We start from the raw sequence: 24,959 nt of genomic DNA, 5'->3' as shown, positions 1-24,959 counted from the left end.
CTCAGCGGCCGCCGTCGGCCTCTTTCTCCGCCGCCTTCTCCTCGACCGCCGTGCGGACCGCCTGCCGGTCCTGCGGCGACATCGACCGCCAGCTCTCCCGCATCCCGGAGAGCCCGTCGGTGAGCGCGCGGAAGCCGGACGGGTCGTCGAGCGCATCCTTGAGTTCGAGCCGCCCGCCCAGCACCTTACGGGCGAGGTCCTGAAGGGCGGGCGGGGCGGACGCGCTGTTCCGGACGGCCCGCAGGGAGGCGGTGAGGTGCTCGTTCTGCTCCTGGGTCAGGTCCTGGTCCTCGACCGGGTAGTCGCGGTCGCCGGGGGCGGTGAAGCCGTTACTGCTGTTCATCGGGTGGTTCGTTCCTCTCACCGGTGCCGGGCTGTCAGCCGAAGGCGTTGCGGACACGATCGGCCTCGCCCTGACCGTCCTCCGGGGCCTCGGTGTCGGGAATGCCGTCCGCGATCCGGGACCTGGCACCGCCCGACGGCGCGGCCTGCGAGGCCGAGCCGTCGGAGGCGCCGTCGGACGCGCCCTCCTCTGACGCGCCGCCACCGGACGCGCCGCCGTCGCTCGCGTCCTGGCCCTCGGCCGCCGGCTCCGGGTCCTTGTGGCGGATGTCGTAGACGCCCCTGACGCCTTCGGCGGCCTCCTGCTCGCCCTCCCACATCTGCCTGCCGCCCGCGGCGAAATCGCCGTGCGCGACCTGACCGGCGCCCTGGGCCACGTGGTACGCGCCCGTACCGGCCTTGCCGACGTCCTTGAGCTTGTCGCCGAAGCCGGCCTTGTCCCAGTCCGAGAGGCCGTGCACGTCGTCGAGGTCCACGAGGGGCTTCGCCCCCGCCTTGACCGCGTCCCCGACCGAGAACCCGTCCTGCGCCCCGAAGTAGCCCTTGACGCCTTGCGAGGCGATGTTCTGCCCGATCCCCTTGGCCGCGTCCTTGCCGAGGTCCTTGGCCAGGTCCACCAGGATCTCCCGGGCGCCCTTCACCACCTTCTTCTCCAGCGCTTCCTTGACGGCCTGGAAGATCTTCGTCTTCGCCTCCGTCAGGATCCTGCGCACGACCGCCCGGGTCGTCGCCGTGGCCGCGGCGGCCCCGGCCTCGGAGGCGCCCAGCGTGACCGGCGCGGCGGCCTGGGCCATCGCGAACTCGACGGCCAGCGCGATCAGCTGGACGATCACCGCGATCTTCATGATCATGACGATCGCGGCCACCACCTGGAGCACCATGGCGAGCACCTCGGCGGCCTCGGCGGCGTCATCGAGGTAGCCGTCACCGACCTTCCGCCAGGCGTTGCCGAAGGCCTCGACCGCCTCGCCGGAGTTGGCGCCGCGCACCGTGTTCGCGGCGGTGCCGCCCTGCTGCTGGGACCGGCGGACGGCGGCGGCGAAGTCGCTCCAGGCTTCGGCCGCGTCCCGCATCTTGCCCTCGTCGACATCGGGCCACTGGAAGCCCAGCAGATCGAGGACCCAGTCGACCTCTTTCGGCAGCATGATGGTGGGCATGGTGTGTCACTCCCCCGGGTGGCGCGGGAACATGTGGCGGGTGGGCGGGCCGGGCGCGGGGCGGGCGTCGCGGCCTGACAAGGCGTCAGTTCGTGATGTCGGGGCGGTGTGCCGCGTACCGGGCAAGGTGATCGTGCTGCTCCTGCTCGGTGGTGTCGTAATGCGCGCCCATGGCCCCGAGCCTGCTGCCGATCCTGGAGATTTCCGCGCCGAGGTGCGGCATCGACTCGGCGATGCCCTCGCTCACCGGCTTGTAGAAATCATTGAAAATCTTGACGAATTCGTCGCTGCCCCACTCTTCGGCCTCTTTGAGAGCGGCCTGCAACTTCTTGGCGGCCTCGCCGAAATCGGAGCCGATGTCGTGGAAAACACCGCCCTGCGTCGTGAGGACGGCCGGGTCCACGTCGTACCCGGAGCCTGCCATGATTCACCCCTGAACTGCACGAATAAGGATCGGATAAATCCAATGGCGTACGGTATCCGACACCCGCGGCAGTCGTGACGGGAGAATCCCGAAGGGATTACTCGCACCCGCAACCGGCGCCCGATGACGTCATGCACCCCCGGCAGCGGCCTTTGCGCCCCGCCAATCACCAGGAAAGGGAACAAGTGCCATGCCCAAGTCTCCAGGCATGTCCGGCAAGAGGTCATTCGGCGGGAAGTGCGCCTTTGCAGTCCTCCTTGTTGCCGTTCTGTCGGCCAGTGGCATGTTTGCCACGAAAGGGGTAACCGCGGCGGGCCTCACAGGCAGTCATGGAACCTTCACCGTTCAGGACTGCTATCCGCACCACAGCTCCAGCTCACGGTCCAGCTCGCGTTCCTACGACTTCGACTGTGACGGAGCTTTCCGCTCGGACGACGGAAAGGCCACCGACGGCCGGGCGTCCATGAACAGTGTCGACACCGACTACCGCTCAGGTGCCCGCCTCCCGGTCCAGGCGCACGACGGCAGCACCCTTCTCAGCTTCCTGGCTTCGACGTACACCATCGCCAGTCGCGGGGAGGTCACGAAGAATTTCATGATCGCCTTCTCGGTGCTCCTGGCCCTCCCGTTCCTGCTGTTCGGGTGGCTGACCGGCTTCGGCGAAACCGGCGGCACCGTTCGTCAGATGCGGGAGACCTGGCGCGCCACCGCGGGGACGCGCACGCGCACCCTCGTGCTCACGTCGGCGGCAGCGGCCCTCTTCGGCATGATCGTCGTCAGCCCCGTCCTCGGGTTCGTCCTGCCCGCGGCGGCCTGACCGGCACGGGCGGGCCGCCCTGCGTCTTCGGGGCCTCCGGGCCCACGGGGCGGCAGGACCACGCCTGCCGCCCCGGACCGGCGTCAACGCGCCGGAGGGCCGGCCTCAGAACCCCGCCGGCTCCGTATAAACCCCCCACTCGTCCCGCAGCACTCCGCAGATCTCACCGAGCGTCGCCTCGGCCCGTACGGCCTCCAGCATGGGCTCGATCATGTTGCCGCCGTCCCGGGCGGCTTCCAGCATCGCCTTCAGCGAGGCCTGGACCCGGGCGTCGTCACGGGCCTCCTTGCGCTGCGCGAGCGCCCGCACCTGCTCGCGCTCGACCTCGTGGCTGACCCGCAGGATCTCCAGGTCGCCGGTGACCGAGCCGTGGTGGCAGTTGACGCCCACGACCTTCTTGTCGCCCTTCTCCAGCGCCTGCTGGTACTGGAAGGCGGATTCGGCGATCTCGCCGGTGAACCAGCCGTCCTCGATGCCGCGCAGGATGCCGGACGTCATCGGGCCGATCGGGTGCTCGCCGTTGGGGACCGCCCGCCTGCCGCGCTCCTTGATCTGGTCGAAGATCTTCTCGGCGTCCGCCTCGATCCGGTCGGTCAGCGACTCGATGAACCACGAACCGCCCAGCGGGTCGGCGACGTTGGCGACACCGGTCTCCTCCATCAGCACCTGCTGGGTGCGCAGCGCGATCTCCGCGGCCTGCTCACTGGGCAGGGCGAGAGTCTCGTCCAGCGCGTTGGTGTGCAGCGAGTTCGTGCCGCCGAGCACTGCCGCCAGGGCCTCGACGGCGGTCCGTACGACGTTGTTGTACGGCTGCTGGGCGGTCAGCGAGACACCCGCGGTCTGGGTGTGGAAACGCAGCCACTGCGCCTTGTCGCTCGTCGCGCCGTAGACGTCCCGCATCCAGCGGGCCCAGATCCGGCGCGCGGCACGGAACTTGGCGATCTCCTCGAAGAAGTCCAGATGCGCGTCGAAGAAGAAGGACAGGCCGGGGGCGAAGGTGTCGACGTCCAGCCCGCGGGAGAGGCCCAGCTCCACATAGCCGAAGCCGTCGGCGAGCGTGTACGCCAGCTCCTGGGCGGCCGTCGCGCCCGCCTCGCGGATGTGGTAGCCGGAGACCGAGAGCGGCTTGTACGCGGGGATGCCGCGCGCGCAGTGCTCCATCAGGTCGCCGATCAGGCGCAGATGCGGCTCGGGCTGGAAGAGCCACTCCTTCTGTGCGATGTACTCCTTGAAGATGTCCGTCTGGAGCGTGCCGTTCAGGACCCCCGGATCGATGCCCTGCCGTTCGGCGGCCACCAGATACATGCAGAAGACCGGGACGGCGGGCCCGCTGATCGTCATGGACGTCGTGACATCGCCCAGCGGAATGTCCTGGAAAAGGACCTCCATGTCGGCCGCCGAGTCGATGGCGACACCGCAGTGCCCGACCTCGCCGAGCGAGCGCGGGTCGTCGGAGTCCCGGCCCATCAGGGTGGGCATGTCGAAGGCGACGGAGAGGCCGCCGCCGCCCGCCTTCAGGATCATCTTGTAACGCTCGTTGGTCTGCTCGGCATTGCCGAAGCCGGCGAACTGGCGGATCGTCCACGTCCGCCCGCGGTAGCCGGTCGGATACAGGCCCCGCGTGAAGGGGTACTCGCCCGGCCACCCGATCCGCTCGAACCCCTCGACCGAGTCCCCGGGCCGGGGCCCGTACGCCGGCTCGACGGGATCTCCCGAGAGCGTGGTGAAGTCCGCGTCCCGCTTCCGGGCGGAGTCGTACCGAGCCTGCCAGCGGCGGCGGCCCTCATCGATCGCGTCAGCGTCCATACCTTCGAATTTACTTGGACGTCCTAGTAATTGTCGACGGGAGGGGAGTGTGAGTCGCGATACGCGTCGCCGTGGTCACCGCCCGTAATGGCGCCTGGCAAACGAAAACGCGCCCGTCCGGTGCAGGGACAGGCGCGTCGGAGGAGGCCGGCAGGGGTGCCGTCGGACCGGGCCGGGGGGCGGACCGGTGGGCTTCAGGCCTTCACCGGCTCCGGAGCGTCATCGGCGATCAGCGGCTCGATCTCGCGCACCACCTGGCGCTCCACGAAGAACGCAGCGGTGGGGATCGTGCCCGAGACCAGCACCCACAGCAGCTTGCCGAACTTCCACTTGGCCTTGGAGCCCAGGTCGAAGGCGAAGACCAGGTAGATGATGTAGAGCACGCCGTGGATCTGCGAGACGACGAGGGTGAGGTCCTTGCCCATCCCGAAGCCGTACTTGAAAACCATGCACGTGCAGAGCACCAGCAGCATCACGGCGGTGATGTAGGCCATCGCCCGGTAGCGGGTCAGGACGCTTCGCTTCATGCCCCGAGCGTAACCACCCGTTCCGGGGCGATCTTCGCCGCCCCCCTGCGGACGCCGGACCCGCCGGGCAGGGTGACGGCACCCGCTACTCGTCCTGGAAGTCCGCCGCCGCCACCCGCAGCGGCCGCAGCATCGCGAAGATCTCCCCGCACTCCTCGGCGTCGTACGCCCCGAGCCCGAAGTCCATCGCCATCAGCTCGCGGGTCGCGCTGTCACACACCTCGCGGCCCTTCTCGGTGATGGTGGCGAGCGTGCCCCGCCCGTCGTTCGGGTTCGGCCGCTTGGCGACGAGACCGGACTTCACCAGCCGGTCGACGGTGTTCGTCACCGAGGTCGGATGCACCATCAGCCGCTCACCGATCTTCGACATCGGCAGTTCACCGGCCTTGGAGAAGGTCAGCAGCACCAGCGCCTCGTAGCGGGCGAAGGTCAGTCCGTACGGCTTGACCACCGCGTCCACCTCGGCCAGCAGGATCTGATGGGCGCGCATGATCGAGGTGATGGCGGCCATCGAGGGCACGGCGCCCCATCGCTGCTGCCACAGTTCGTCGGCACGCGCGATGGGATCGAAAGCAAGGCTGAGCGGCTTCGGCACGCGTCCGACCCTACCCGGCAGTCATATGGTGGTCAGCCGTGTCTCAGGTTTCGGTACCGGGAACCGGACCGGCCGGGTCCCGCACCGGACCGGCGGCCGCCCGGACCGTTGCGGCAGGCCGCCCGTGCGCCGTACGCCGCACCTCCCGGATCACCGCCAGCACACCGACCACCCCCACCACCCCGGCGGCCGGCATCACGACCCGCAGCGGTGCGTACTCCGCGGCGGCGCCGGCCAGCCCCATCGCCGACCCCATGACCGTCATCCGGCCCGCCTGCATCACCGTCATCGCCTGCCCCAGCAGCGCGTCGGGGACCGCGGCGACGAACCAGCGGTCGACACCGAAGTTGTACGAGATCCCGGTGCCGGTCAGCACGAGCAGCAGCACCGCCCAGCCGAGCGAGGGCTGTGCGGCGAACCCGAGAGAGGGCAGCACGGCGAAGACGCCCATGGGGAACGTCAGCCGGGTGCGGGCCCGCGGGCCGAGGAACGAGCCCACCAGACTCTCGGCGACCACCGCCCCCACGGGCATGCTGCACATCAGCAGCCCCATACCGGCAGGACCGACGCCCAGCCCGCCGGCGTAGGGGATCAGCAGCGCCTCGGGGACGGAGACGAACGCCGGCGGCAGCCAGGTCAGCAACAGCAGCGCCCGCACCCGGCGGTCGGCCAGCAGCCGCCGGACCCCGCCCAGCGAGGCCCCCAGCAGCGCACCGCGTCCCTCGCCCCGCGCCCCCTCGCGCGCCGGCCGCGCCAGGGTCCCCAGCCGGAGCAGCAGCGCCGAGCCGAGGAACGTACCGGCGGTGAGCGCGAGCACCGCCGCCGGGGAGACCACGGCGAGCAGCAGGCCCCCCGCCCCGAACCCGGCGAGCTGTGCGCTCTGGTTCACGATGCGGATCACCGAGCGTCCCAGCACGAACAGCTCTCCCCCGCCGAGGACCTCCCCCAGCGTCGCGGCCCGGGTCCCGGCGAAGACCGGCGCGATGGCCGCGATGACACAGCGCAGCACCAGCAGGGCCGCGACCGGGGTGCCCGGCAGCACCATGCCCGCCGCCGCCAGCGCACACAGCACATCGCAGACGACCAGCACCCGCCGGGCCGGATAACGGTCGGCGACGGCGGACAGCAGCGTCCCGCCGAGCACGTACGGCAGCAGTCCCAGCGCAAAGGTCAGGGCGCTCAGCAGCGGCGACGCGGTGAGCCGGAAGACGAGGACGGACAACGCGATCTCGCAGACGACCACGCCGAGCGAGGACAGCAGATGCGCGGCGAAGACGAACCGGAACTCCGGGACGGCGAACACGGCGCGATAGCCGTCGGCGCGGACCTCGCCGGCGGACGGTCCGGCGCCGGCGCCGGCGCCCTCTTCGGGGCAGGCGGGAGGACGGCCCGACGGCTCGGGCCCGGAGGGGGAGGGCATGCGTGCAGCCTGCCGGACCCCGGCCGGGCCCCGTATTCTTTCGGCTCCAGCCGAATCCCGGGCCGGGGGGAGCGTGCACGGCCATGCCGGTGACCCTGCACTTCGGCGCCGACGACCTGCTCCGCATCCGGTTCGCCGTCTCGGCGCTGTGCGAGACCCATGAGGCCGTACGCACCCTGCGCCGCGCGGACCGGCACGGCTATCACACGCCGTGGCTGCGCCGGATGCACGAGACGCTGGCCGGCCTGGACCTGACGCCGCTGTGGCTGTTCATGCCGTCGTCCGGCTACACCCCCGACTTCCTGGGCCGCCCGCCGGACACACCGCTGGCCGGCTTCGACGACGAGCTGGCGCGGCTGCGCGCCACCGACCCGGCCCTGGCCCGCGCCGAGATGGCCAAGTCGCTGGCGGGTACGCCGGGTGCCGCACAGTCGGCGCGCGGCCGGGCGGCGCTGGCGGACCCGGCGCGGGCCGTACGCGAGCTGGCCGAGGTCACCGAACGGGCCTGGCGGGTGCTGATCGCCCCGGACTGGCCGCGGCTGCGGGCACTGCTGGAGGCCGAGATCGCCTACCGGTCGCGCCAGTTGGCGGACGGCGGACTCCAGCGGCTGTTCGCCGATCTGCATCCGCGGGTGTCGTGGTCGGGCGACACGCTCACCGTCCGTACCCGTACCGACGTCGCCCGGATGCAGGATCTGGACGGCCGCGGGGTGCTGCTGCTGCCCAGCGTCTTCGTGTGGCCGGACGTGGTCAGCGGTTTCGAACCGCCGTGGCAGCCGACCGTCATCTATCCGGCGCGCGGCATCGGCGGGCTGTGGACCGAGCCGGAGACGGGCCCGGCGCTCGCGCGGCTGCTGGGGGCGAACCGCGCCGCCGTACTGGCCGCCCTCGACGCACCGTCGACCACGACGGCCCTGGCCCACCGGCTCGGCCTGGCGCCGTCCTCCGTCTCGGTGCATCTGTCCGTGCTGCGCGACGCCGGTCTGCTGGCCTCGCGCCGGCACGGACATCAGGTGCTGTACGAGCGCACGCCGCTGGGGATCACCCTGGCGGCGGGCGGTTGAGGCCCGGACGGGCGCTCAGGGGTGGCCCGGGGCTTGCTCGGGGAGGTGCCCTGACTTGCCCGGGGGTACCCGGGGCCCGCTCAGGAACGGCCGCTGCCGCCCTCGGCGAGATAGCGCTCCACGGTCTCCACCTTCGAGGTCAGGCCGTCCGTGACGCCGGGCCGGATGTCGGCCTTGAGCACCAGGGAGACCCGCCCGGAACGCGCCTCGACGGCCGCGACCGCGCGCTTGACGACATCCATGACCTCGTCCCATTCACCTTCGATGGAGGTGAACATCGCGTCCGTGCGGTGCGGCAGCCCCGACTCGCGGACGACCCGGACCGCGTCGGCGACGTACTCGCCGACGTCCTCGCCGACGCCCAGGGGGCTCACGGAGAAGGCGACGATCATGTGTTCAGGACCCCTTCCTTGCGGGCGCGGGCCGCGATCACGCCCGCCTCCTCCTCGCGCTTGAGGATCTTGTCCCCGAAGAGGCCGCCGAACGGCAGGATCGCCAGCACGAAGAAGAAGGCGACGCGCTTGACGGGCCACTTCGTGCGGTTCCACACGTCCAGCAGCAGGACCACGTAGGTGAGGAAGAGCAGACCGTGGATCAGGCCGAGCGGCATCACCAGGGAGTCGTAGTCGAAGGCCAGGCGGAAGCCGGTGCCGAAGATCAGCAGCGCCGGGAAGGAGAGCGCCTCCGGGATGGATGCCAGGCGCAGTCGGTGCAGGGCGGCAGCGGTCTTGATGTCCACGGGAACCTCGTTCGGGTGGCGGGCGAGGAGCACGGCTTGTGCAAGAGTTCACAAGCTCCGCCCCATTGTTACAGCCGCCTCGGCGATCTCGGCGCCGGGGGGAGGTAAGGGGCCGGCCCGGACAGGCGCCCGCGAGAGATCAGGGCGGGATCAGGGCGATATCAGGGCCAAAGGGCCTGCCCCCCGCGGCCGCGGCCGACTACCGTCTGACCCGTGGCTCAGTTTCGGCTCCAGGGGAGCAAGGTGCTCGCCGTCGACATGACGGGCGACGCCGTCAAGGCGAAAAACGGTGCGATGGTCGCGTACGACGGCCAGATGGCATTCAAGAAGATGTCCGGCGGCGGTGAGGGCCTGCGCGGCATGGTCACCCGGCGGCTCACGGGTGAGCAGATGGCCGTGATGGAGGTGAAGGGCCACGGCACCTGCTACTTCGCCGATCGCGCCAGCGAGATCAACTTGGTGCAGTTGCAGGGCGAGAAGCTGTACGTCGAGGCCAGCAATCTGCTGTGCACGGACGCCGCGCTGCGTACGGGCACGACCTTCACCGGCCTGCGCGGCGCCTCCCAGGGCAACGGCCTGTTCACCACCACCGTCGAGGGCAGCGGCCAGGCGGCGATCACGTCCCACGGCCCCGCGGTGGTGCTGCGGGTCACCAAGCAGTACCCCCTCCAGGTCGACCCGGGCGCCTACGTCGCCCACACCGGCGACCTCAAGCAGCACTTCCAGTCCGGGGTGAACTTCCGCACCTTCATCGGTGAGGGCTCCGGCGAGGCCTTCCAGATCCGTTTCGAGGGCGAGGGCCTGGTCTACGTACAGCCCAGCGAGCGCAACACCGTGGGAGGTGAGGTCTGATGCCGTTCACCGTCCTCAATTCCCGCATGGTGGAGGCCAGGATCGGGCCGGGCCAGCGGCTGTTCAGCCAGCGCGGCGCGATGCTCGCCTACCGCGGCGAGGTCAGCTTCACCCCCAACATCCAGGGCGGCCAGGGCGGTGTCGGCTCGATGATCGGCCGCCGGATCGCCGGCGAGGCCACCCCCCTGATGACCGTGGAGGGCACAGGGACCGTCATGTTCGGCCACGGCGGCCATCACGTCCAGGTCGTCGACCTCACGGGCGAGACGCTCTACGTCGAGGCCGATCGCCTGCTGGCCTTCGACGGCGCACTCCAGCAGGGCACGATGTTCATGGGCTCGCAGGGCGGGGTGATGGGCATGGTGCGCGGCCAGGTCACCGGCCAGGGCCTGTTCACCACGACCCTCAAGGGCGTCGGCTCGGCCGCGGTGATGGCGCACGGCGGCGTCATCGAACTGCCGATCACGCCCCAGCGCCCGGTCCATGTCGACCCGCAGGCCTATGTCGCCCACCGCGGCGACGTCCGCAACAAACTGTCCACGGCACTCGGCTGGCGCGACATGGTCGGCCGGGGCTCGGGCGAGGCCTTCCAGCTGGAGCTGTCGGGCCAAGGCACCGTCTATGTACAGGCGTCGGAGGAAAAGCTGTGACCGGTCCCGTCGTCCACGACGTCTCTTCGCTCCCCGCCGACGACAACGTCAACGCGTACGCCTTCAGCGTCGAACTGAACGGCCAGTGGTTCCTTCAGAAGGGGAAGATGATCGCCTACTACGGGCAGATCGACTTCCACGGCATCGGACACGGCCGCCTGGACCGCCTGGTCGCCGGAAGTTTCCATTCGCCATTGCACGCCGCGGACTGGGTCGTCGCCGAGGGCCGGGGAAAGATGCTGCTCGCGGACCGTGCCTTCGACGTGAACTCCTTCGACCTGGACGAGGGCAACCTCACGATTCGCGCGGGCAACCTGCTCGCATTTCAGCCATCTCTCGCGCTGAAGCAGTCGATCGTCCCGGGCTTTCTCACCCTCATCGGGACGGGCAAGTTCGTGGCCGCGTCCAACGGCCCGGTGGTCTTCATGGAGCCGCCGCTCCGGGTGGACCCGCAGGCGCTCGTGGGCTGGGCCGACTGTCCCTCCCCGTGCCATCACTACGACCATCAGTACCTGCGGGGATTCCTGGGCGGGCTGCGGGCGCACACCGGAATCGGCGGCGCGTCCGGCGAGGAGCACCAGTTCGAGTTCGTCGGCGCCGGCACGGTCCTGCTCCAGTCGACGGAGCAGCTGATGCCGGAGCTGGAAACCGGGGCGGTACCCACCGAGGCGGGCGTTCCGGGCGGGGGCGGACACGTCCCGCAAAGTGGCTCACAACTGCCCCAGCTGCCCGGCAACCTCGGGAGCCTCCAGCGCCGCTTCGGGCTGTGAGCGGTAGTCTGCGGACGGTGACCTCGAACGTCTGACCAACGTCCGGCCCCCACCGGGACCGTCATCGCCCCCACGATTAATTCATTATTCAACTTTCACGGGTAGAATCATTCCATGACGACCGACAGCGACACCCCCTGGCTGACCAACCAGGAGCAGTGTGCCTGGCGCACCCACCTGGACGTCAGCAGACTGCTGATGCACCAACTCGAGCGTGACCTCCAGCCGTTCGGCCTGACGAACAACGACTACGAGATCCTGGTCAACCTCTCCGAGGCCGAGGACCGACGGCTGCGGATGAGCGACCTGGCGGCCAGCACCCTCCAGTCCAAGAGCCGCCTCTCCCACCAGATCACCCGGATGGAGAACGCCGGTCTGGTGCGCCGCGAGAGCTGCGAGTCGGACCGCCGGGGCCTCTACGCGGTGCTCACGGACGAGGGCTGGGACACCATGCGCCGGGTCGCCCCGCACCATGTCGCCTCGGTCCGCAAGCACTTCATCGACCTGTTCACCACCGAGGACCTCCAGGCGCTGCGCACCTCGCTCACCCCGGTCGCCGAGCACCTCCGCAAGGAGCGTGGCGGCCTCTGACCGTCCGGCCTCGGCCCCCTGACCGGGCCGAGGCCCCGCTGCCCCGCGGGGGATCAACCGGCCACCGGCAGCCGCAGCTCGAACACCGACCCCGCACGCACGGCCAGCGAGCCGCCGTGCCGCTCCGCGACGTCCCGTGCGATGGCCAGCCCCAGCCCGGCCCCGCCGTCGTCCCGCGCCCGCGCGTCATCGAGCCGTACGAACCGCTCGAAGATCCGCTCCCGCTCGCTTTCCGGCACCCCGGGCCCGTCGTCCTCGACCCGCAGCACCACCCATTCCCCGTCCCGCACCACGGCCGCCCGCACGGACGAGACGGCATGCCGCTGCGCGTTGTCGAGCAGATTCCCCAGCACCCGCCCCAACTGACTGCGGGATCCGGTGACTTCCCCGTCCGCCAGCTCACCGATCTGCACCGGGACCCGGTCCGCGACCCGCTGCGAGCTCTCCTCGCGCACCATCGCCGCCAGACCGATCCGGGCATCCGCCGGCCGCTCCCCCGCATCCAGCCGGGCCAGCAACAGCAGGTCCGCCGCCAGCCGCTGCAACCGCACGGTGTCCTCCACCGCGCCCGGCACGTCCAGCAACTCCGGATGCGCCACCCCCACTTCGAGCTGGGTGCGCAGACTCGCGATCGGGCTGCGCAGCTCGTGCGAGGCGTCTGCGACGAACCGCCGCTGCCGCTCCACGGACGACTCCAGCGCCGCCAGCGTCTCGTTGGTCGTCCGCGCCAGCCTGCCGACCTCGTCCTGCGACGCCGGCACCGGCACCCGCCGGCTCAGATCCGTACTCGCCGTGATCGCGGCCATCTCCCCGCGGATCCCCTCCACCGGCCGCAGCGCCCGCCGGGTCACCAGCCAGGTCACCCCCGCCACCACCACGAGCAGCAGCGGCAGCCCGATCAGCATGGCCGTCCGCACCGACCCCACGGCGTCCCGCTCCGGCGACAGTGCCGACCCCGCCCGCACCGTCACCTGCGCGCCGTGGGTGTCCTTGGCCTCCAGCACCGCGAACCGGTAGTCGGCCACCGTCCCGTCGACATTCGCGGTCCCGTCCCGGTAGTCGACATCGTCATCGACCTCACCGGGCTTCAGCTGCACCCCGTCGTCATCGTCGTCATCGTCGTCGTCCCCCGACCCGCGCAGCCCGGCGCTCCCCGCCCCCGGCTTCGCACCCCCGACGGGCTTGCCGTCGACGGCCCGCACCTCGTCGCCGGCCGCCAGCACCCGCCCCTGCTCATCGGCGACCACCACCGGATGCTCGTCACCGTCCGGCAGATCCAGCTTGTCGTACGCCGTGCCCGTCGCGATCTGCGAGGCCACCTCCCGCGCCGCGACCTGGGCCTGAAGTCCGACCTGGTCCTGAAGATGGCTGCGCAGCACCAGCAGCACCGCCGTCCCCGCCGCGATCAGCGCCAGGGCCACCACGACGGTCGCCCCGGCCGCCGCCCTGGCCCGTACGGAGCCCAGCACCCTACTCACCGGCCACCAGCCGGTATCCCGCGCCGCGCACCGTCACGATGTGCCCCGCGCCGAGTTTGCGCCGCAGTGCGCTCACATACACCTCGATGATGTTGACATCGCCCTCGTAGGCGAAGTCCCAGACGTGCTCCAGGATCTCCGCCTTCGAGACCACCTCGCCCGACCGCAGCGCCAGCTGTTCCAGCACGGCGAACTCCTTCGCCGTCAGCGTCACTTCGCCGCCGTCCCGCTCGACCCGCTGCGCACCCTGGTCGATGACCAGCGCCCCCACCCGCAGCACCGGCTGCGCACTCCGGCCGTGCCGCCGCAGCAGCGCCTTGACCCGCGCCACCAGCACCACATACGAGAACGGCTTGGTCAGATAGTCGTCGGCGCCGGTGTCCAGCCCCTCGGCCTCGTCGTACTCGCCGTCCTTGGCGGTCAGCATCAGCACCGGCACGTCATGGCCGGCGGCCCGCAGCGCCGCGCACACGCGGTACCCGTTCATCCCCGGCAGCATGATGTCGAGCACGATCAGGTCATAGCCGTCCGCGGTCGCCAGCCGCAGCCCCTCCAGACCGTCGTGCACCACGTCGACCGCGTACCCCTCGGCCATCAGGCCCTTGGCCAGCGACAGGGCCAGCCGCTTCTCGTCCTCCACGATCAGGAGACGGAACGGGCGGCGCTCGGCGCCTCCGGCAGGACGGTGGTGGGTGACGTGCGGGTGCATGCGCCCACCATGACATTCCGCAGCTGAAGCCCCCTTCAGGTGCCTTCAGCGTCCCTTCAGGTCCGTTCGGCCAGTGTGTGGGCACAGCCGATCGCAAGGGGAGAAAAACATGAAGCGCCATCTCGTCATCGCCACCGCCGCCGCGGCCGCCCTCATCGCGGGCGGCACGGTCACCGCCGCGGCGGTCAGCAGCGACGCCGGCTCCGCCCACGCCGCCTCCGGCAAGCAGCTCTCGGCGCAGCCGGCCGCCCCCCAGGCGGGCTCGGGCACGGCGCAGGTGCAGGACGGCCGTTCCAGCATCCCGATGCAGGACGACGACGCGAACGGCCAGGAGGAGCTCCGCGAGGCCAACGCCGCCAAGGTGACCGCCTCGGACGCCGGGGCCGCCGCCCGCAAGGCCGTCCCCGGCACCGTGACCGGTCTCGACCTGGACGCGGACCGCGCCGGCCTGGTCTGGGACGCGGACGTGCTGGGCAAGGACGGCAAGTGGCACGAGATCACCCTCGACGCCGGCAACGCACGGGTACTCAACCAGCACGTCGACCACGAGGACGACGACGACCACGCCCGGGAGCAGGCCGCCGCCAAGAACGCGAAGACGGACGCCGCGGCCGCCGCGCGCACCGCCGCCTCGCACGGCAAGGTGACCTCCGTCGAACTGGACGACGACCACGGGACGAAGGCCGCCTGGGAGGTCGAGACGATCACGAAGGACGGCAAGGAGCACAAGTTCCTGGTCGACGCCCAGTCCGGCAAGCTGAGCGTCGCCCCGCAGCACGACGCGGACGACGACGACAACGACGGCGCGGACGACTGACACGCGCCGCTCGATCCGGCCCCCGCCCACACCACTACGGGTGGGGGCCGCTCCTGCGGGCGGTGCACCGGACATCCACTCCGACCGCCGCACGTTGGCGGCCGTCCCGCCGTACCGATGACCGTTACGGCCCCGAGCACTCGCCCCTTGGCAGGACACTGGGCAACAGCCAGGGACGAGCCACACCAGCACTTGGCAGGACGCCGACCGGGCGTGCCGCAGGTTCTTGGCCACCCAGCCCAGTCGTCATGCGGGCCGCCCCGCCCCGGGTGAGGCTTGTCCGCGCCGACGCATGTGATCGGTGACGGACAGTGCCACCGGCCCGCAGCCGGGAACGGGCGTAGGTCGGAGGGGATGTACCGGAGCCCGCCCGCAGGACCGGAGCACACGCCGGGGCAATCAACTCCACGTACCAGATGCGCCCGCGCCGAGGACGGGTTCCGGTGCGTCCCCTCCGACCCCCGCGGCAATCACGAACCCCGAAAGGCGCCAGCCCCCACCGGCCTCCGGTGACGGTTCGGCCGCGCCACCCAGGGGCGCGGAAAACTGCGCGACCAGCCACGACACAGCCGCAACCGCAACCAAACGACGGCATCCCGCAAAAGAACCGGCCGCCCCGCGGCCCCCTCAGTCCCCGTTCGTCAACCCGTCGACCAACTCATCGGCCGCCCGGTACGGATCCGTCTCGCCCGAGACGATCCGCTCCGCCAGCGCGTCCAGGCGCCGGTCCCCCCGCAGGTCACCGATCCGTTCCCGCAGCGCCGTGACCGCGATCGTCTCGACCTCGTGGGCCGCCCGGGAGCGGCGCCGCTCGGCAAGGACGCCGCGCTCCTCCATCCAGGCCCGGTGCTTCTCCAGCGCCTCGACGACCTCGTCGACGCCCTCGCCGCGTGCCGCCACCGTCTTGACGATCGGCGGCCGCCAGTCACCGGGCGTCCGGGATTCGCCCAGCCCCAGCATGTGGTTGAGCTCGCGGGCGGTGGCGTCGGCCCCGTCGCGGTCCGCCTTGTTGACGACATAGACGTCCCCGATCTCCAGGATTCCGGCCTTGGCCGCCTGGATGCCGTCGCCCATGCCGGGCGCGAGCAGCACCACGCTCGTATCGGCCTGGGAAGCGATCTCCACCTCGGACTGGCCGACACCGACCGTCTCGACGAGGACCACGTCGCAGCCCGCCGCGTCCAGCACCCGGATCGCCTGGGGCGCTGCCCATGCCAGGCCGCCCAGATGGCCCCGGGTGGCCATCGAGCGGATGTAGACACCGGGATCCGAGGCGTGCTCGCTCATCCGTACGCGGTCGCCGAGGAGCGCGCCCCCGGAGAACGGCGACGACGGGTCGACGGCGAGCACGCCGACCCGTTTGCCCGTCTTGCGGTACGCCGTCACCAGCGCGGAGGTGGTGGTGGACTTCCCGACGCCGGGCGAGCCGGTGAGCCCGACCACATAGGCGTTGCCGGTGAGCGGCGCCAGCGCCGCCATCACCTCGCGCAGCTCCGGTGACGCCCCCTCCACGAGAGAGATCAGCCGCGCCACGGCCCTCGGCCGGCCCTGCCGTGCCTGCTCCACCAGCTGTGGGACGTCCACCATCGCCGCTCGGCTCCTTCGGTTCGCTCGTACGCGAATCGGCCCGCCCGTACGCGTGTCCGCGTACGGGTGTCGCTTACTTACCCGGTACGCGAATGATCAGCGCGTCGCCCTGACCACCGCCACCACAGAGCGCGGCGGCGCCCACGCCACCACCCCGCCGGCGCAGCTCCAGCGCGAGATGCAGCACGATACGGGCGCCGGACATCCCGATCGGGTGACCCAGCGCAATGGCGCCGCCATTGACATTCACCTTTTCCGGGGACACCCCGAGATCCTTCATTGACTGCACGGCGACGGCCGCGAACGCCTCGTTGATCTCGATCAGGTCAAGATCACCGACGGTCAGTCCGTCCTTGCCCAGCGCGTGGTTGATCGCGTTGGACGGCTGGGACTGGAGCGAGTTGTCGGGGCCGGCGACATTGCCGTGCGCACCGATCTCCGCGATCCACTCGAGACCGAGTTCCTCGGCCTTGGCCTTGCTCATGACGACCACGGCGGCGGCACCGTCGGAGATCTGCGAGGAGGTGCCGGCGGTGATCGTGCCGTCCTTGGCGAAGGCCGGACGGAGCTTGCCCAGCGACTCGGCCGTGGTCTCGCCGCGGATGCCCTCGTCCTTGCTGAAGACGACCGGCTCGCCCTTGCGCTGCGGGATCTCCACGGGGGTGATCTCGGCCTCGAAGAGCCCGTTCTTCTGGGCGGCGGCGGCCCGCTGATGGGAGCGCGCGGCGACCTCGTCCTGCTCCGGTCGGGCGATGCCCAGCCGGGTGTTGTGCTTCTCGGTCGACTCGCCCATGGCGATGCCTTCGTAGGCGTCCGTGAGGCCGTCGTGCGCCATCGCGTCGAGCATCTCGACGGCGCCGTACTTGAAGCCCTCACGGGACTTCGGGAGCAGGTGCGGGGCGTTGGTCATGGACTCCTGGCCGCCGGCGACGACGACGTCGAACTCACCAGCGCGGATGAGCTGGTCGGCCAGCGCGATGGCGTCGAGACCGGAGAGACAGACCTTGTTGACGGTCAGCGCGGGGACGCTCATGGGGATGCCGGCCTTGACGGCGGCCTGGCGTGCCGGGATCTGCCCTGCCCCGGCCTGGAGCACCTGGCCCATGATCACGTACTGCACCTGGTCGCCGCCGATGCCCGCCCGGTCCAGTGCCGCCTTGATGGCGACGGCGCCCAGGTCGGCGCCGGAGAAGGTCCGCAGGGATCCCAGGAGCCGCCCCATCGGGGTGCGCGCTCCCGCCACGATCACTGAGGTGCTGCCGTTCGTGCCGTTCGTTGCAGACATGCGGTGCGGCCTTCCTTTGCAGGGAAGTTAACGAGGGTTCCCGTCAATGTACTGAGCGGTACGCGCCGGGTCACCGGCAAGCAGGTGTGATCGCGCGCACGTTGCGTAACCAGCCATGTGAGCGGTGCACTGGAGCCATGCTGACGCGAATCGACCACATCGGGATCGCCTGTTTCGACCTCGACAAGACTGTCGAGTTCTACCGTGCCACGTACGGCTTCGAGGTGTTCCACTCCGAGGTCAACGAGGAGCAGGGAGTCCGGGAAGCCATGCTCAAGATCAATGAGACGTCCGACGGCGGCGCCTCGTATTTGCAGCTCCTGGAGCCCACCCGCGAGGACTCCGCGGTGGGCAAGTGGCTTGCCAAGAACGGCGAGGGCGTCCACCACATCGCCTTCGGCACCGCGGACGTGGACGGCGACTCCGAGGCCATCCGCGGCAAGGGCGTCCGGGTCCTCTACGACGAGCCCAGGACGGGTTCGATGGGGTCCCGGATCACCTTCCTGCACCCCAAGGATTGTCACGGAGTGCTCACCGAACTCGTCACCGCGGCGCCCGCCACCTCCGAAGACCACTGACCTTCACCTTCCCCGGCCGGTAGAGTGCAGCCTCGGCCGGGGTACGGGAGTGGGGCTCGGTCCATACTCTGCCGATGATCTGACACCATTTCTTCGGAAGGGTCAGCTCCGATGGGCGCGAGTCCGGTACGACGTGACGTGTACGGGACGAGCGCCGCAGGACCGGAGACGGCCGCCACCATGACCAGGGGACGGATGGGACCGCGCAGTGCGGGGCAACGACCGCTACGAGGCTGACGACCACCTCTCGCAGTTCGAGGCCGAGATGGAGCGGCTGAAGAGCGAGCGGGACAAGGCCGTTCAGCACGCCGACGACCTCGGCTACCAGGTCGAGGTGCTGCGCGCCAAGCTCCATGAGGCGCGCCGCAACCTCGCGACCCGCCCTGCCTACGACAACGTCAGTCATCAGGCCGAGCAGCTGCTGCGCAATGCGCAGATCCAGGCGGACCAACTGCGTACGGACGCCGAGCGCGAGCTGCGCGAGGCGCGGGCGCAGACCCAGCGGCTGCTCCAGGAGCAGGCCGAGCGGCAGTCCCGGCTGGAGGCCGAGCTGCACTCCGAGGCGGTCACCCGGCGCCAGCGGCTCGACGAGGAGCTCAACGAGCGCCGGCAGACCGTCGAATCGCACGTCAACGAGAACGTCGCCTGGGCCGAACAGCTGCGTGCCCGTACGGAGTCGCAGGCCCGCCGGCTGATGGAGGAGTCCCGCAGAGAGGCCGAGCAGGCGCTGGCCGCCGCGCGGGCCGAGGCCCAGCGGCTGGCCGAACGCGCCCGGGAGCGGCTCGGCACGGCGGCCGAAGAGGCCCGTACCGAAGCGGAAAGCATCCTGCGCCGGGCCCGGACGGACGCCGAGCGGCTGCTGAACGCCGCCTCCAACCAGGCCCAGGAGGCCACCGATCAGGCCGAGCAGCTGCGTACCAGCGTCGGCACCGAGTCGGAGGAGGCGCGCCGCCAGGCCGCGGAGCTGACCCGCACCGCCGAGGCCCGCGTCCAGGAGGCCGACAAGGCGCTGCGCGAGGCGCGCGCCGAGGCGGAGAAGCTGGTCGAGGAGGCGCAGCAGAGCGCCACCAAGCGGCTGACGGCCGCCGAGTCGGACAACGAGCAGCGCACCCGTACGGCCAAGGCGGAGATCGCCCGGCTGGTCGGTGAGGCCACCAAGGACGCCGAGGCGCTCAAGGCCGAGGCCGAGCAACTGCGCGAGGACGCCCGTACCGAGGCCGACCGGCTGATCGCCGAGGCGGAGGAGACCGCCCGGTCCAAGGCGTCGGAGGACGCCGCGGCACAGCTGGCGAAGGCCGCACGCACCGCCGAGGAGGTGCTGACCAAGGCGTCGGAGGACGCCAAGGCCACCACCAAGGCGGCCGCGGAGGAGGCCGAACGGCTGCGCAGCGAGGCCGAGTCCGAGGCGGACCGGCTGCGCGAAGAGGCACATGACACCGCGGCCCAGCTCAAGGGCGCGGCGAAGGACGACACCAAGGAGTACCGCGCCAAGACCGCCGAACTCCAGGAGGAGGCACGGCGGCTGCGCGGTGAGGCGGAGCAGCTGCGCGCGGACGCGGTCGCCGAGGGCGAGCGGATCCGCAGCGAGGCCCGCCGGGAGGCGGTTCAGCAGATCGAGGAGGCGGCCGGGTCCGCCGAGGAGCTGCTGGCCAAGGCGAAGGCGGATGCCGAGGAGACCCGTTCGGGTGCCGTCGCGGAGAGCGAGCGGGTGCGGACGGAGGCCATCGAGCGGGCCACGGCGCTGCGCCGGCAGGCCGAGGAGGCCCTGGAGCGGGCCCGTTCGGAGGCCGAGGAGCTGCTGACCGAGGGCGCCCAGGCCGCGGAGATGGTGACCACCGAGGCCGAGGAGTCCGCCGCGCGGCAGCGCGTGGAGGCCGAGCAGGCCGCGGAGGAGCTGCGGACCGGCGCCCAGGCCGAGCTGGACCGGCTGCACCACGAGGCGGAGGAGAAGGTCACCGCCGCCGAGGAGTCGCTGCGCGGTGCCCGCGCGGAGGCGGAGCGGCTGCGCCGGGAGACGCAGGAGGAGGCGGCCCGCCTCAAGGCGGAGTCGGCCGAGCGGCGCCGGCTGCTGACGCAGCAGGCCGAGGAGGAGGCCGAAAGGCTGCGGACGGAGGCCGCTTCGGACGCCTCGTCGGCACGGTCCGAGGCCGAGTCGGTGGCGGCGCGGCTGCGCGCCGAGGCGTCGGCCGAGGCGGAGCGGCTGAAGGCGGAGGCGCAGGAGACCGCGGACCGGGTGCGCGCCGAGGCCGCGACGGCCGCGGAGCGCACGGGCGCGGAAGCGGCGCAGGCGCTGGCCGCGGCCCAGGAGGAGGCCGCACGGCGCCGCCGGGAGGCCGAGCAGCTGCTGGGCGACGCCCGCGAGGAGGCCCACCAGGAGCGGACCGCGGCGCGCGAGCAGAGCGACGAACTGCTGGCGGCGGCCCGTACGCGGGTGGGCGAGGCGCAGGAGGAAGCCGAGCGGCTGGTCGAGGAAGCGGACCGGCGGGCCGGCGAACTGGTGGCGGCGGCCGAGCAGACCGCACAGCAGGTGCGGGACGCGGTCGCGGGGCTGCACGAGCAGGCCGGTGAAGAGATCGCCGGGCTGCGTTCGGCGGCCGAGCATGCCGCGGAGCGCACGAAGGCCGAGGCGCAGGACGAGGCCGACCGGGTCCGCCGGGATGCCTACGAGGAGCGGGAGCGCGCCTCGCAGGACGTGGCGCGGGCGCGGCAGGAGGCCCAGGAGGCGACGGAGGCCGCGAAGTCCCTGGCGGAGCGGGCGGTTTCCGAGGCCATCGAGGAGGCCGAGGCGCTCCGGACCGAAGCGGCCGGGGTGCTGGACGAGGCACGCCGGGACGCCAATACGGCGCGCTCGGAGGCCGCCGACCAGGCCGACCGGCTGGTGTCGGAGGCGACCGCGCAGGCCGAGAAGCTGGTCGCGGACGCCACGGCGAAGGCGCAGCAGCTGCGTACGGACGCCTCGGATGCGCTGGCGGCAGGCGAGCAGGACGCGGCACGGGCCCGTGCCGAGGCGCGCAACGACGCGAACCGGATGCGCTCGGACGCCGCGGAGCAGGCCGACCGGCTGGTCACCGAGGCGCGCGCGGAGGCCGAACGGATCGTCACCGAGGCGACCGAGCTGACGTCTTCGGCGCAGGACGACGCGGACCGTACGGTCCAGGAGGCCCAGCAGCACGCCGAGCGGCTGCGGGCCGAGGGCGAGCAGCAGGCGCAGTCCCTGGTGGCGGAGGCGACCGAGGCGGCGGAGCGGCTGCGGGCCGAGGCGGCCGAGGTGGTCGAGAAGGCCCGTCTGGACGCCGAGCAGACCGGCGACGAGGCGCGCAAGGCGGCCAACAAGACGCGTTCGGACGCCGCGCAGCAGGCCGACGAGCTGATGTCGGAAGCCGCGACCGAGGCGGAGCGGCTGCGCACGGAGGCGGCGGAGACCACCTCGGACGCCGAGCGGGACGCGGACCGTACCCGGGCCGATGCCCGCGAGCAGGCGGACCGGATGGTCGCGACGGCCACCGCGGAGGCGGACCGGCTGCGGGCGGATGCGGCCGAAACGGTCACCGCCGCACAGGAGCACGCCAACCGCACCCGTAACGAGTCCGCGAAGCTCAAGGAGGACGCCGAGGCGGCGGCCGAGCAGACCCGGACCGAGGCTCAGCAGGAGGCGGACCGGCTGCTCGACGAGGCACGCAAGGACGCCGCCAAGCGCCGCGGGGACGCGGCCGAGCAGGCGGACCAGCTCGTCGCCAAGGCCCAGGAGGAGGCGCTGAAGGCCGCCACCGCCGCCGAGGAACAGGCCGACACCATGGTCGGGGCGGCCCGCAAGGAAGCCGACCGGCTCCTCGCGGAGGCGGCGTCCGACGGCAACGAACGGGTGGAAAAGGCGCGTACCGACGCGAACACCCTGCTGGAGGAGGCCCGCCGGGACGCCACCGGTATCCGCGAGCGCGCCGAGGAGCTGCGCCAGCGGATCGAGTCCGAGGTCGAGGAGCTGCACGAGCGGGCCCGCCGGGAGTCGGCGGAGACGATGAAGAACGCCGGCGAACGGGTCGACAAGCTCATCGCGCAGGCCACCGCCCAGCAGGTGGAGGCCGAGGAGAAGGCCGACCGGATGGTGGCGGACGCGAACAGCGAGGCGAGCAAGGTCCGGATCTCGGCGGTGAAGAAGGCCGAGGGCCTGATCAAGGAGGCCGAGAACAAGAAGGCCGCGGCGGTGCGCGACGCGGAGCGGATGCGCAGCGAGGCCGAGACGGAGGCTGCCCGGATCGTGGACGAGGGCCAGCGGGAGCTGGAGGTTCTGGTGCGCCGGCGCGAGGACATCAACGCCGAAATCTCCCGCGTTCAGGACGTTCTGGAAGCCCTGGAGTCGTTCGAGGCGCCTGGCGGAAACGGGGAGGGCAAGGGCGCCGGAGTGAAGGCGGCCGCGGGCGCGGGGGCAACTCGTTCGAGTGGCAAGCAGTCTGAGGGGTAGCCACTCAAATGAGGGGTCATTCTCCAGATCAAACGGGCATTGACTCGATGACACGCCGTTGTGACCCCTAGGATTCTCCTTATCACCTCACCGGTCTCTTCGACAGGAACCCCATGAGCGACACTTCCTCCCCTTTCGGCTTCGAGCTCGTGCGGCGTGGGTACGACCGCGGTCAGGTGGATGACCGCATTACGAAGCTTGTCGCCGATCGCGACAGCGCGCTGGCCCGCATCACGTCGCTGGAAAAGCGGATCGAGGAACTGCACCTCGAAACGCAGAACGCCCAGGCGCAGGTCAATGACGCCGAACCGTCCTACGCGGGCCTCGGTGCGCGCGTGGAGAAGATCCTCCGCCTCGCCGAAGAGGAAGCGAAGGATCTGCGCGAAGAGGCCCGCCGGGCCGCCGAGCAGCACCGTGAGCTGGCCGAGTCGGCCGCCCAGCAGGTCCGCAACGACGCCGAGCAGTTCGCCACGGACCGCAAGGCGAAGGCGGAGGACGAGGGCGCCCGGATCGTCGAGAAGGCCAAGGGCGAGGCGTCCACGCTGCGCGCCGAGGCGCAGAAGGACGCGCAGTCCAAGCGCGAGGAGGCGGACTCCCTCTTCGAGGAGACCCGCGCCAAGGCCGCGCAGGCCGCAGCCGACTTCGAGACCAACCTCGCCAAGCGCCGTGAGCAGTCCGAGCGCGACCTGGCCTCGCGTCAGGCCAAGGCCGAGAAGCGGCTCGCGGAGATCGAGCACCGTGCCGAGCAGCTCCGCCTGGAGGCCGAGAAGCTGCGTACGGACGCGGAGCGCCGGGCCCGCCAGACGGTGGAGACCGCGCAGCGCCAGGCCGAGGACATCGTGGCGGACGCGAACGCCAAGGCGGATCGTATCCGCAGCGAATCCGAGCGCGAGCTGGCGGCGCTGACCAACCGCCGCGACTCGATCAACGCCCAGCTGACCAACGTCCGCGAGATGCTGGCGACGCTGACCGGCGCGGCGGTGGCCGCGGCCGGCGCCCCCGGCGAGGAGGAGACCACCTCCCGCGGCGTCCCCGCCCAGCAGACCCGCTGACTTCCCCCAGCTATCGCTGGGAGGTACCCCCACCCCCAGCTGACGCTGGGTGGTGCCCCAGGCAGGTTTCGCCCCCGTCCGGACCGCGCGCCCCCGTACCGCCTTCTGTGGCGGTACGGGGGCGTTGTGCATATGGGGGGTCAGCCGGGCGGCCCCGCCCCGGTGGCAGGGGCCATGGAGCGCGCCTAGCGTGCGGTACATGATCGAGCTCGAGGGGCTGACCAAGCATTACGGCGACAAGGTCGCCGTGGACCACCTCACGTTCACGGTGCGGCCCGGTATCGTCACGGGCTTCCTCGGGCCCAACGGCGCGGGCAAGTCGACGACCATGCGGATGATGCTCGACCTGGACAACCCGACGTCGGGAACGGTCCGGATCGACGGCAGGCACTACCGGCAGCTGCGGGATCCGCTGACGTACATCGGCGCGCTGCTGGAGGCGAAGGCGGTGCACGGCGGCCGCAGCGCCGCCAACCATCTGCGGTGTCTGGCGCAGAGCAACGGCATTCCCCGTCGCCGGGTCGGTGAGGTGCTGGACACCGTCGGGCTGTCCGCCGTCGCCAGGAAGCGCTCGAAGGGGTTCTCGCTCGGGATGAGCCAGCGGCTCGGTATTGCCGCGGCGCTGCTCGGCGATCCGCAGGTGCTGCTCTTCGACGAGCCGGTCAACGGCCTCGACCCCGAAGGCATCCACTGGATCCGCAATCTGATGAAGAACCTGGCGGGCCAGGGCCGGACGGTCTTCGTCTCCTCCCATCTGATGAGCGAGATGGCGCTGACCGCCGAGCACCTGATCGTGATCGGGCAGGGCCGGCTGATGGCGGACACCTCGATGAAGGACTTCATCCACCAGAACTCCCGGTCGTACGTCCGGATGCGGTCCCCGGAGCAGGAGAAGCTGCTCGATGTGCTGCACGCCGAGGGCATCGAGGCGGTGGCGGTCGGCAACGGCTCGCTGGAGATCGACGGGGTGCCCGCCGACCGGCTGGGCGAACTGGCCGCCGGGCATCAGCTGGCCCTGCACGAGCTGAGCCCCCAGCAGGCGTCCCTGGAAGAGGCGTTCATGCAGCTGACGGCCGAATCGGTGGAGTATCACGCGCACGACGGCGAACCGGTGCCGGCACAGACCGGAGGGTCGCCGACGGCGCAGCCCCCGGGAGCACCGCAGCCGGCCGGCACACGGCCGGGGGCGCCGCAGCCGACCGGCTGGGGTGCGGACTGGCAGAAGAAGAGGAGCTGACCC

24 protein-coding genes are annotated in these 24,959 nt (G+C 71.3%); 11 read left to right on the top strand and 13 right to left on the bottom strand.

Annotated features, from left to right (window positions below; all coding sequences use genetic code 11):
- Position 1: 1 nt before the first annotated feature.
- The 3 genes from IF67_RS0103605 to IF67_RS0103595 form a co-directional block, all read right to left on the bottom strand.
- The gene (locus tag IF67_RS0103605) at positions 2–343 is read right to left on the bottom strand and encodes a hypothetical protein (protein WP_030982008.1); all 342 of its coding nucleotides are present in this window, start codon (positions 341–343) and stop codon (positions 2–4) included.
- Between the two features lie 34 nt (positions 344–377).
- Entirely contained in the window at positions 378–1,499 is a 1,122-nt protein-coding gene (locus IF67_RS40160) for a hypothetical protein (RefSeq protein ID WP_051817511.1), read from the bottom strand.
- Positions 1,500–1,584: 85 nt separating this feature from the next.
- The gene (locus IF67_RS0103595; protein ID WP_051817508.1) at positions 1,585–1,923 is read right to left on the bottom strand and encodes a hypothetical protein; all 339 of its coding nucleotides are present in this window, start codon (positions 1,921–1,923) and stop codon (positions 1,585–1,587) included.
- 463 nt (positions 1,924–2,386) lie between these two features.
- Between IF67_RS0103595 and IF67_RS0103590 the strand changes: the two genes are divergently transcribed.
- Positions 2,387–2,740: a hypothetical protein gene (locus tag IF67_RS0103590; RefSeq protein WP_030981998.1), complete on the top strand. Its 354-nt coding sequence runs from the start codon at positions 2,387–2,389 to the stop codon at positions 2,738–2,740.
- Positions 2,741–2,845: 105 nt separating this feature from the next.
- Here the strand turns inward: IF67_RS0103590 and IF67_RS0103585 are convergent, their stop codons facing one another.
- The 4 genes from IF67_RS0103585 to IF67_RS0103570 form a co-directional block, all read right to left on the bottom strand.
- Entirely contained in the window at positions 2,846–4,546 is a 1,701-nt protein-coding gene (locus tag IF67_RS0103585; protein WP_030981996.1) for an acyl-CoA mutase large subunit family protein, read from the bottom strand.
- 194 nt (positions 4,547–4,740) lie between these two features.
- Positions 4,741–5,073 (bottom strand): DUF3817 domain-containing protein, encoded by a 333-nt coding sequence (locus IF67_RS0103580; RefSeq protein WP_030981994.1) that lies wholly within the window; start codon positions 5,071–5,073, stop codon positions 4,741–4,743.
- 85 nt (positions 5,074–5,158) lie between these two features.
- Positions 5,159–5,668 carry a MarR family winged helix-turn-helix transcriptional regulator gene (locus tag IF67_RS0103575; protein WP_030981992.1) on the bottom strand — a complete coding sequence of 170 codons (510 nt, stop codon included), beginning with the start codon at positions 5,666–5,668 and terminating at the stop codon, positions 5,159–5,161.
- A gap of 43 nt (positions 5,669–5,711) precedes the next feature.
- Positions 5,712–7,088, bottom strand: coding sequence for an MFS transporter (locus IF67_RS0103570; protein WP_030981990.1), 1,377 nt, complete (start codon positions 7,086–7,088; stop codon positions 5,712–5,714).
- 83 nt (positions 7,089–7,171) lie between these two features.
- Between IF67_RS0103570 and IF67_RS0103565 the strand changes: the two genes are divergently transcribed.
- Entirely contained in the window at positions 7,172–8,152 is a 981-nt protein-coding gene (locus IF67_RS0103565) for an ArsR/SmtB family transcription factor (protein ID WP_030981988.1), read from the top strand.
- Between the two features lie 80 nt (positions 8,153–8,232).
- Here the strand turns inward: IF67_RS0103565 and IF67_RS0103560 are convergent, their stop codons facing one another.
- Both IF67_RS0103560 and IF67_RS0103555 read right to left on the bottom strand, forming a co-directional pair.
- Positions 8,233–8,544, bottom strand: coding sequence for an MTH1187 family thiamine-binding protein (locus IF67_RS0103560; protein WP_030981987.1), 312 nt, complete (start codon positions 8,542–8,544; stop codon positions 8,233–8,235).
- Positions 8,541–8,891, bottom strand: coding sequence for a DUF3817 domain-containing protein (locus IF67_RS0103555; protein WP_030981984.1), 351 nt, complete (start codon positions 8,889–8,891; stop codon positions 8,541–8,543). The genes IF67_RS0103560 and IF67_RS0103555 overlap by 4 nt, the downstream gene beginning before the upstream one ends.
- A gap of 213 nt (positions 8,892–9,104) precedes the next feature.
- Between IF67_RS0103555 and IF67_RS0103550 the strand changes: the two genes are divergently transcribed.
- From IF67_RS0103550 to IF67_RS0103535, 4 genes are all read left to right on the top strand, one after another.
- On the top strand, positions 9,105–9,743 hold the full coding sequence (locus IF67_RS0103550) for an AIM24 family protein (protein ID WP_037838644.1): 639 nt from the start codon (positions 9,105–9,107) through the stop codon (positions 9,741–9,743).
- Positions 9,743–10,393: an AIM24 family protein gene (locus IF67_RS0103545; protein ID WP_030981978.1), complete on the top strand. Its 651-nt coding sequence runs from the start codon at positions 9,743–9,745 to the stop codon at positions 10,391–10,393. The genes IF67_RS0103550 and IF67_RS0103545 overlap by 1 nt, the downstream gene beginning before the upstream one ends.
- Entirely contained in the window at positions 10,390–11,163 is a 774-nt protein-coding gene (locus IF67_RS0103540) for an AIM24 family protein (protein ID WP_030981975.1), read from the top strand. Before IF67_RS0103545 ends, IF67_RS0103540 begins: the two co-directional genes overlap by 4 nt.
- Positions 11,164–11,277: 114 nt before the next feature.
- A complete protein-coding gene (locus IF67_RS0103535) occupies positions 11,278–11,754 on the top strand; it encodes a MarR family winged helix-turn-helix transcriptional regulator (RefSeq protein ID WP_030981974.1) in 477 nt (158 codons plus the stop codon).
- A 53-nt stretch (positions 11,755–11,807) separates the two neighbouring features.
- Here IF67_RS0103535 and IF67_RS0103530 read toward each other — a convergent pair whose 3' ends face one another.
- Positions 11,808–13,220 carry a sensor histidine kinase gene (locus IF67_RS0103530; protein WP_030981972.1) on the bottom strand — a complete coding sequence of 471 codons (1,413 nt, stop codon included), beginning with the start codon at positions 13,218–13,220 and terminating at the stop codon, positions 11,808–11,810.
- A 4-nt stretch (positions 13,221–13,224) separates the two neighbouring features.
- On the bottom strand, positions 13,225–13,941 hold the full coding sequence (locus IF67_RS0103525; protein ID WP_051817506.1) for a response regulator transcription factor: 717 nt from the start codon (positions 13,939–13,941) through the stop codon (positions 13,225–13,227).
- A 109-nt stretch (positions 13,942–14,050) separates the two neighbouring features.
- Here IF67_RS0103525 and IF67_RS0103520 point away from each other — a divergent pair, with 109 nt between their 5' ends.
- Positions 14,051–14,758, top strand: coding sequence for a PepSY domain-containing protein (locus tag IF67_RS0103520; RefSeq protein WP_030981968.1), 708 nt, complete (start codon positions 14,051–14,053; stop codon positions 14,756–14,758).
- A 627-nt stretch (positions 14,759–15,385) separates the two neighbouring features.
- On the opposite strand, the gene meaB is transcribed toward IF67_RS0103520, so the two are convergent.
- Together meaB and IF67_RS0103510 are read right to left on the bottom strand one after the other, a co-directional pair.
- The gene (gene meaB, locus IF67_RS0103515; RefSeq protein ID WP_030981966.1) at positions 15,386–16,345 is read right to left on the bottom strand and encodes a methylmalonyl Co-A mutase-associated GTPase MeaB; all 960 of its coding nucleotides are present in this window, start codon (positions 16,343–16,345) and stop codon (positions 15,386–15,388) included.
- 73 nt (positions 16,346–16,418) lie between these two features.
- Positions 16,419–17,594: an acetyl-CoA C-acetyltransferase gene (locus tag IF67_RS0103510; RefSeq protein WP_030981964.1), complete on the bottom strand. Its 1,176-nt coding sequence runs from the start codon at positions 17,592–17,594 to the stop codon at positions 16,419–16,421.
- 173 nt (positions 17,595–17,767) lie between these two features.
- On the opposite strand from IF67_RS0103510, the gene mce reads away from it, so the two are divergent.
- The 4 genes from mce to IF67_RS0103490 all read left to right on the top strand — a co-directional run bounded on the left by mce (position 17,768) and on the right by IF67_RS0103490 (position 24,956).
- On the top strand, positions 17,768–18,208 hold the full coding sequence (gene mce, locus IF67_RS0103505) for a methylmalonyl-CoA epimerase (protein ID WP_030080125.1): 441 nt from the start codon (positions 17,768–17,770) through the stop codon (positions 18,206–18,208).
- 208 nt (positions 18,209–18,416) lie between these two features.
- Positions 18,417–22,667 (top strand): polarized growth protein Scy, encoded by a 4,251-nt coding sequence (scy, locus tag IF67_RS0103500; RefSeq protein ID WP_030981961.1) that lies wholly within the window; start codon positions 18,417–18,419, stop codon positions 22,665–22,667.
- Between the two features lie 113 nt (positions 22,668–22,780).
- Positions 22,781–23,719 carry a cellulose-binding protein gene (locus tag IF67_RS0103495; protein ID WP_030981956.1) on the top strand — a complete coding sequence of 313 codons (939 nt, stop codon included), beginning with the start codon at positions 22,781–22,783 and terminating at the stop codon, positions 23,717–23,719.
- Positions 23,720–23,918: 199 nt separating this feature from the next.
- On the top strand, positions 23,919–24,956 hold the full coding sequence (locus IF67_RS0103490; RefSeq protein ID WP_030981950.1) for an ABC transporter ATP-binding protein: 1,038 nt from the start codon (positions 23,919–23,921) through the stop codon (positions 24,954–24,956).
- The last annotated feature ends 3 nt before the right edge of the window (positions 24,957–24,959 follow it).

The sequence above is a fragment of the Streptomyces sp. NRRL S-1813 genome, from assembly GCF_000719605.1.
Lineage (GTDB): Bacteria > Actinomycetota > Actinomycetes > Streptomycetales > Streptomycetaceae > Streptomyces > Streptomyces decoyicus.
This window is presented reverse-complemented; position numbering and strand designations above follow the sequence as displayed.

Excerpts from the sequence above, each read along its gene's own strand:
- IF67_RS0103605 (WP_030982008.1), bottom strand. The coding sequence starts at position 343 with ATGAACAGCAGTAACGGCTTCACCGCCCCCGGCGACCGCGACTACCCG.
- IF67_RS40160 (WP_051817511.1), bottom strand. The coding sequence starts at position 1,499 with ATGCCCACCATCATGCTGCCGAAAGAGGTCGACTGGGTCCTCGATCTG.
- IF67_RS0103595 (WP_051817508.1), bottom strand. The coding sequence starts at position 1,923 with ATGGCAGGCTCCGGGTACGACGTGGACCCGGCCGTCCTCACGACGCAG.
- IF67_RS0103590 (WP_030981998.1), top strand. The coding sequence starts at position 2,387 with ATGAACAGTGTCGACACCGACTACCGCTCAGGTGCCCGCCTCCCGGTC.
- IF67_RS0103585 (WP_030981996.1), bottom strand. The coding sequence starts at position 4,546 with ATGGACGCTGACGCGATCGATGAGGGCCGCCGCCGCTGGCAGGCTCGG.
- IF67_RS0103580 (WP_030981994.1), bottom strand. The coding sequence starts at position 5,073 with ATGAAGCGAAGCGTCCTGACCCGCTACCGGGCGATGGCCTACATCACC.
- IF67_RS0103570 (WP_030981990.1), bottom strand. The coding sequence starts at position 7,088 with ATGCCCTCCCCCTCCGGGCCCGAGCCGTCGGGCCGTCCTCCCGCCTGC.
- IF67_RS0103565 (WP_030981988.1), top strand. The coding sequence starts at position 7,172 with ATGCCGGTGACCCTGCACTTCGGCGCCGACGACCTGCTCCGCATCCGG.
- IF67_RS0103560 (WP_030981987.1), bottom strand. The coding sequence starts at position 8,544 with ATGATCGTCGCCTTCTCCGTGAGCCCCCTGGGCGTCGGCGAGGACGTC.
- IF67_RS0103545 (WP_030981978.1), top strand. The coding sequence starts at position 9,743 with ATGCCGTTCACCGTCCTCAATTCCCGCATGGTGGAGGCCAGGATCGGG.
- IF67_RS0103535 (WP_030981974.1), top strand. The coding sequence starts at position 11,278 with ATGACGACCGACAGCGACACCCCCTGGCTGACCAACCAGGAGCAGTGT.
- IF67_RS0103525 (WP_051817506.1), bottom strand. The coding sequence starts at position 13,941 with ATGCACCCGCACGTCACCCACCACCGTCCTGCCGGAGGCGCCGAGCGC.
- IF67_RS0103520 (WP_030981968.1), top strand. The coding sequence starts at position 14,051 with ATGAAGCGCCATCTCGTCATCGCCACCGCCGCCGCGGCCGCCCTCATC.
- meaB (WP_030981966.1), bottom strand. The coding sequence starts at position 16,345 with ATGGTGGACGTCCCACAGCTGGTGGAGCAGGCACGGCAGGGCCGGCCG.
- mce (WP_030080125.1), top strand. The coding sequence starts at position 17,768 with ATGCTGACGCGAATCGACCACATCGGGATCGCCTGTTTCGACCTCGAC.
- IF67_RS0103495 (WP_030981956.1), top strand. The coding sequence starts at position 22,781 with ATGAGCGACACTTCCTCCCCTTTCGGCTTCGAGCTCGTGCGGCGTGGG.
- IF67_RS0103490 (WP_030981950.1), top strand. The coding sequence starts at position 23,919 with ATGATCGAGCTCGAGGGGCTGACCAAGCATTACGGCGACAAGGTCGCC.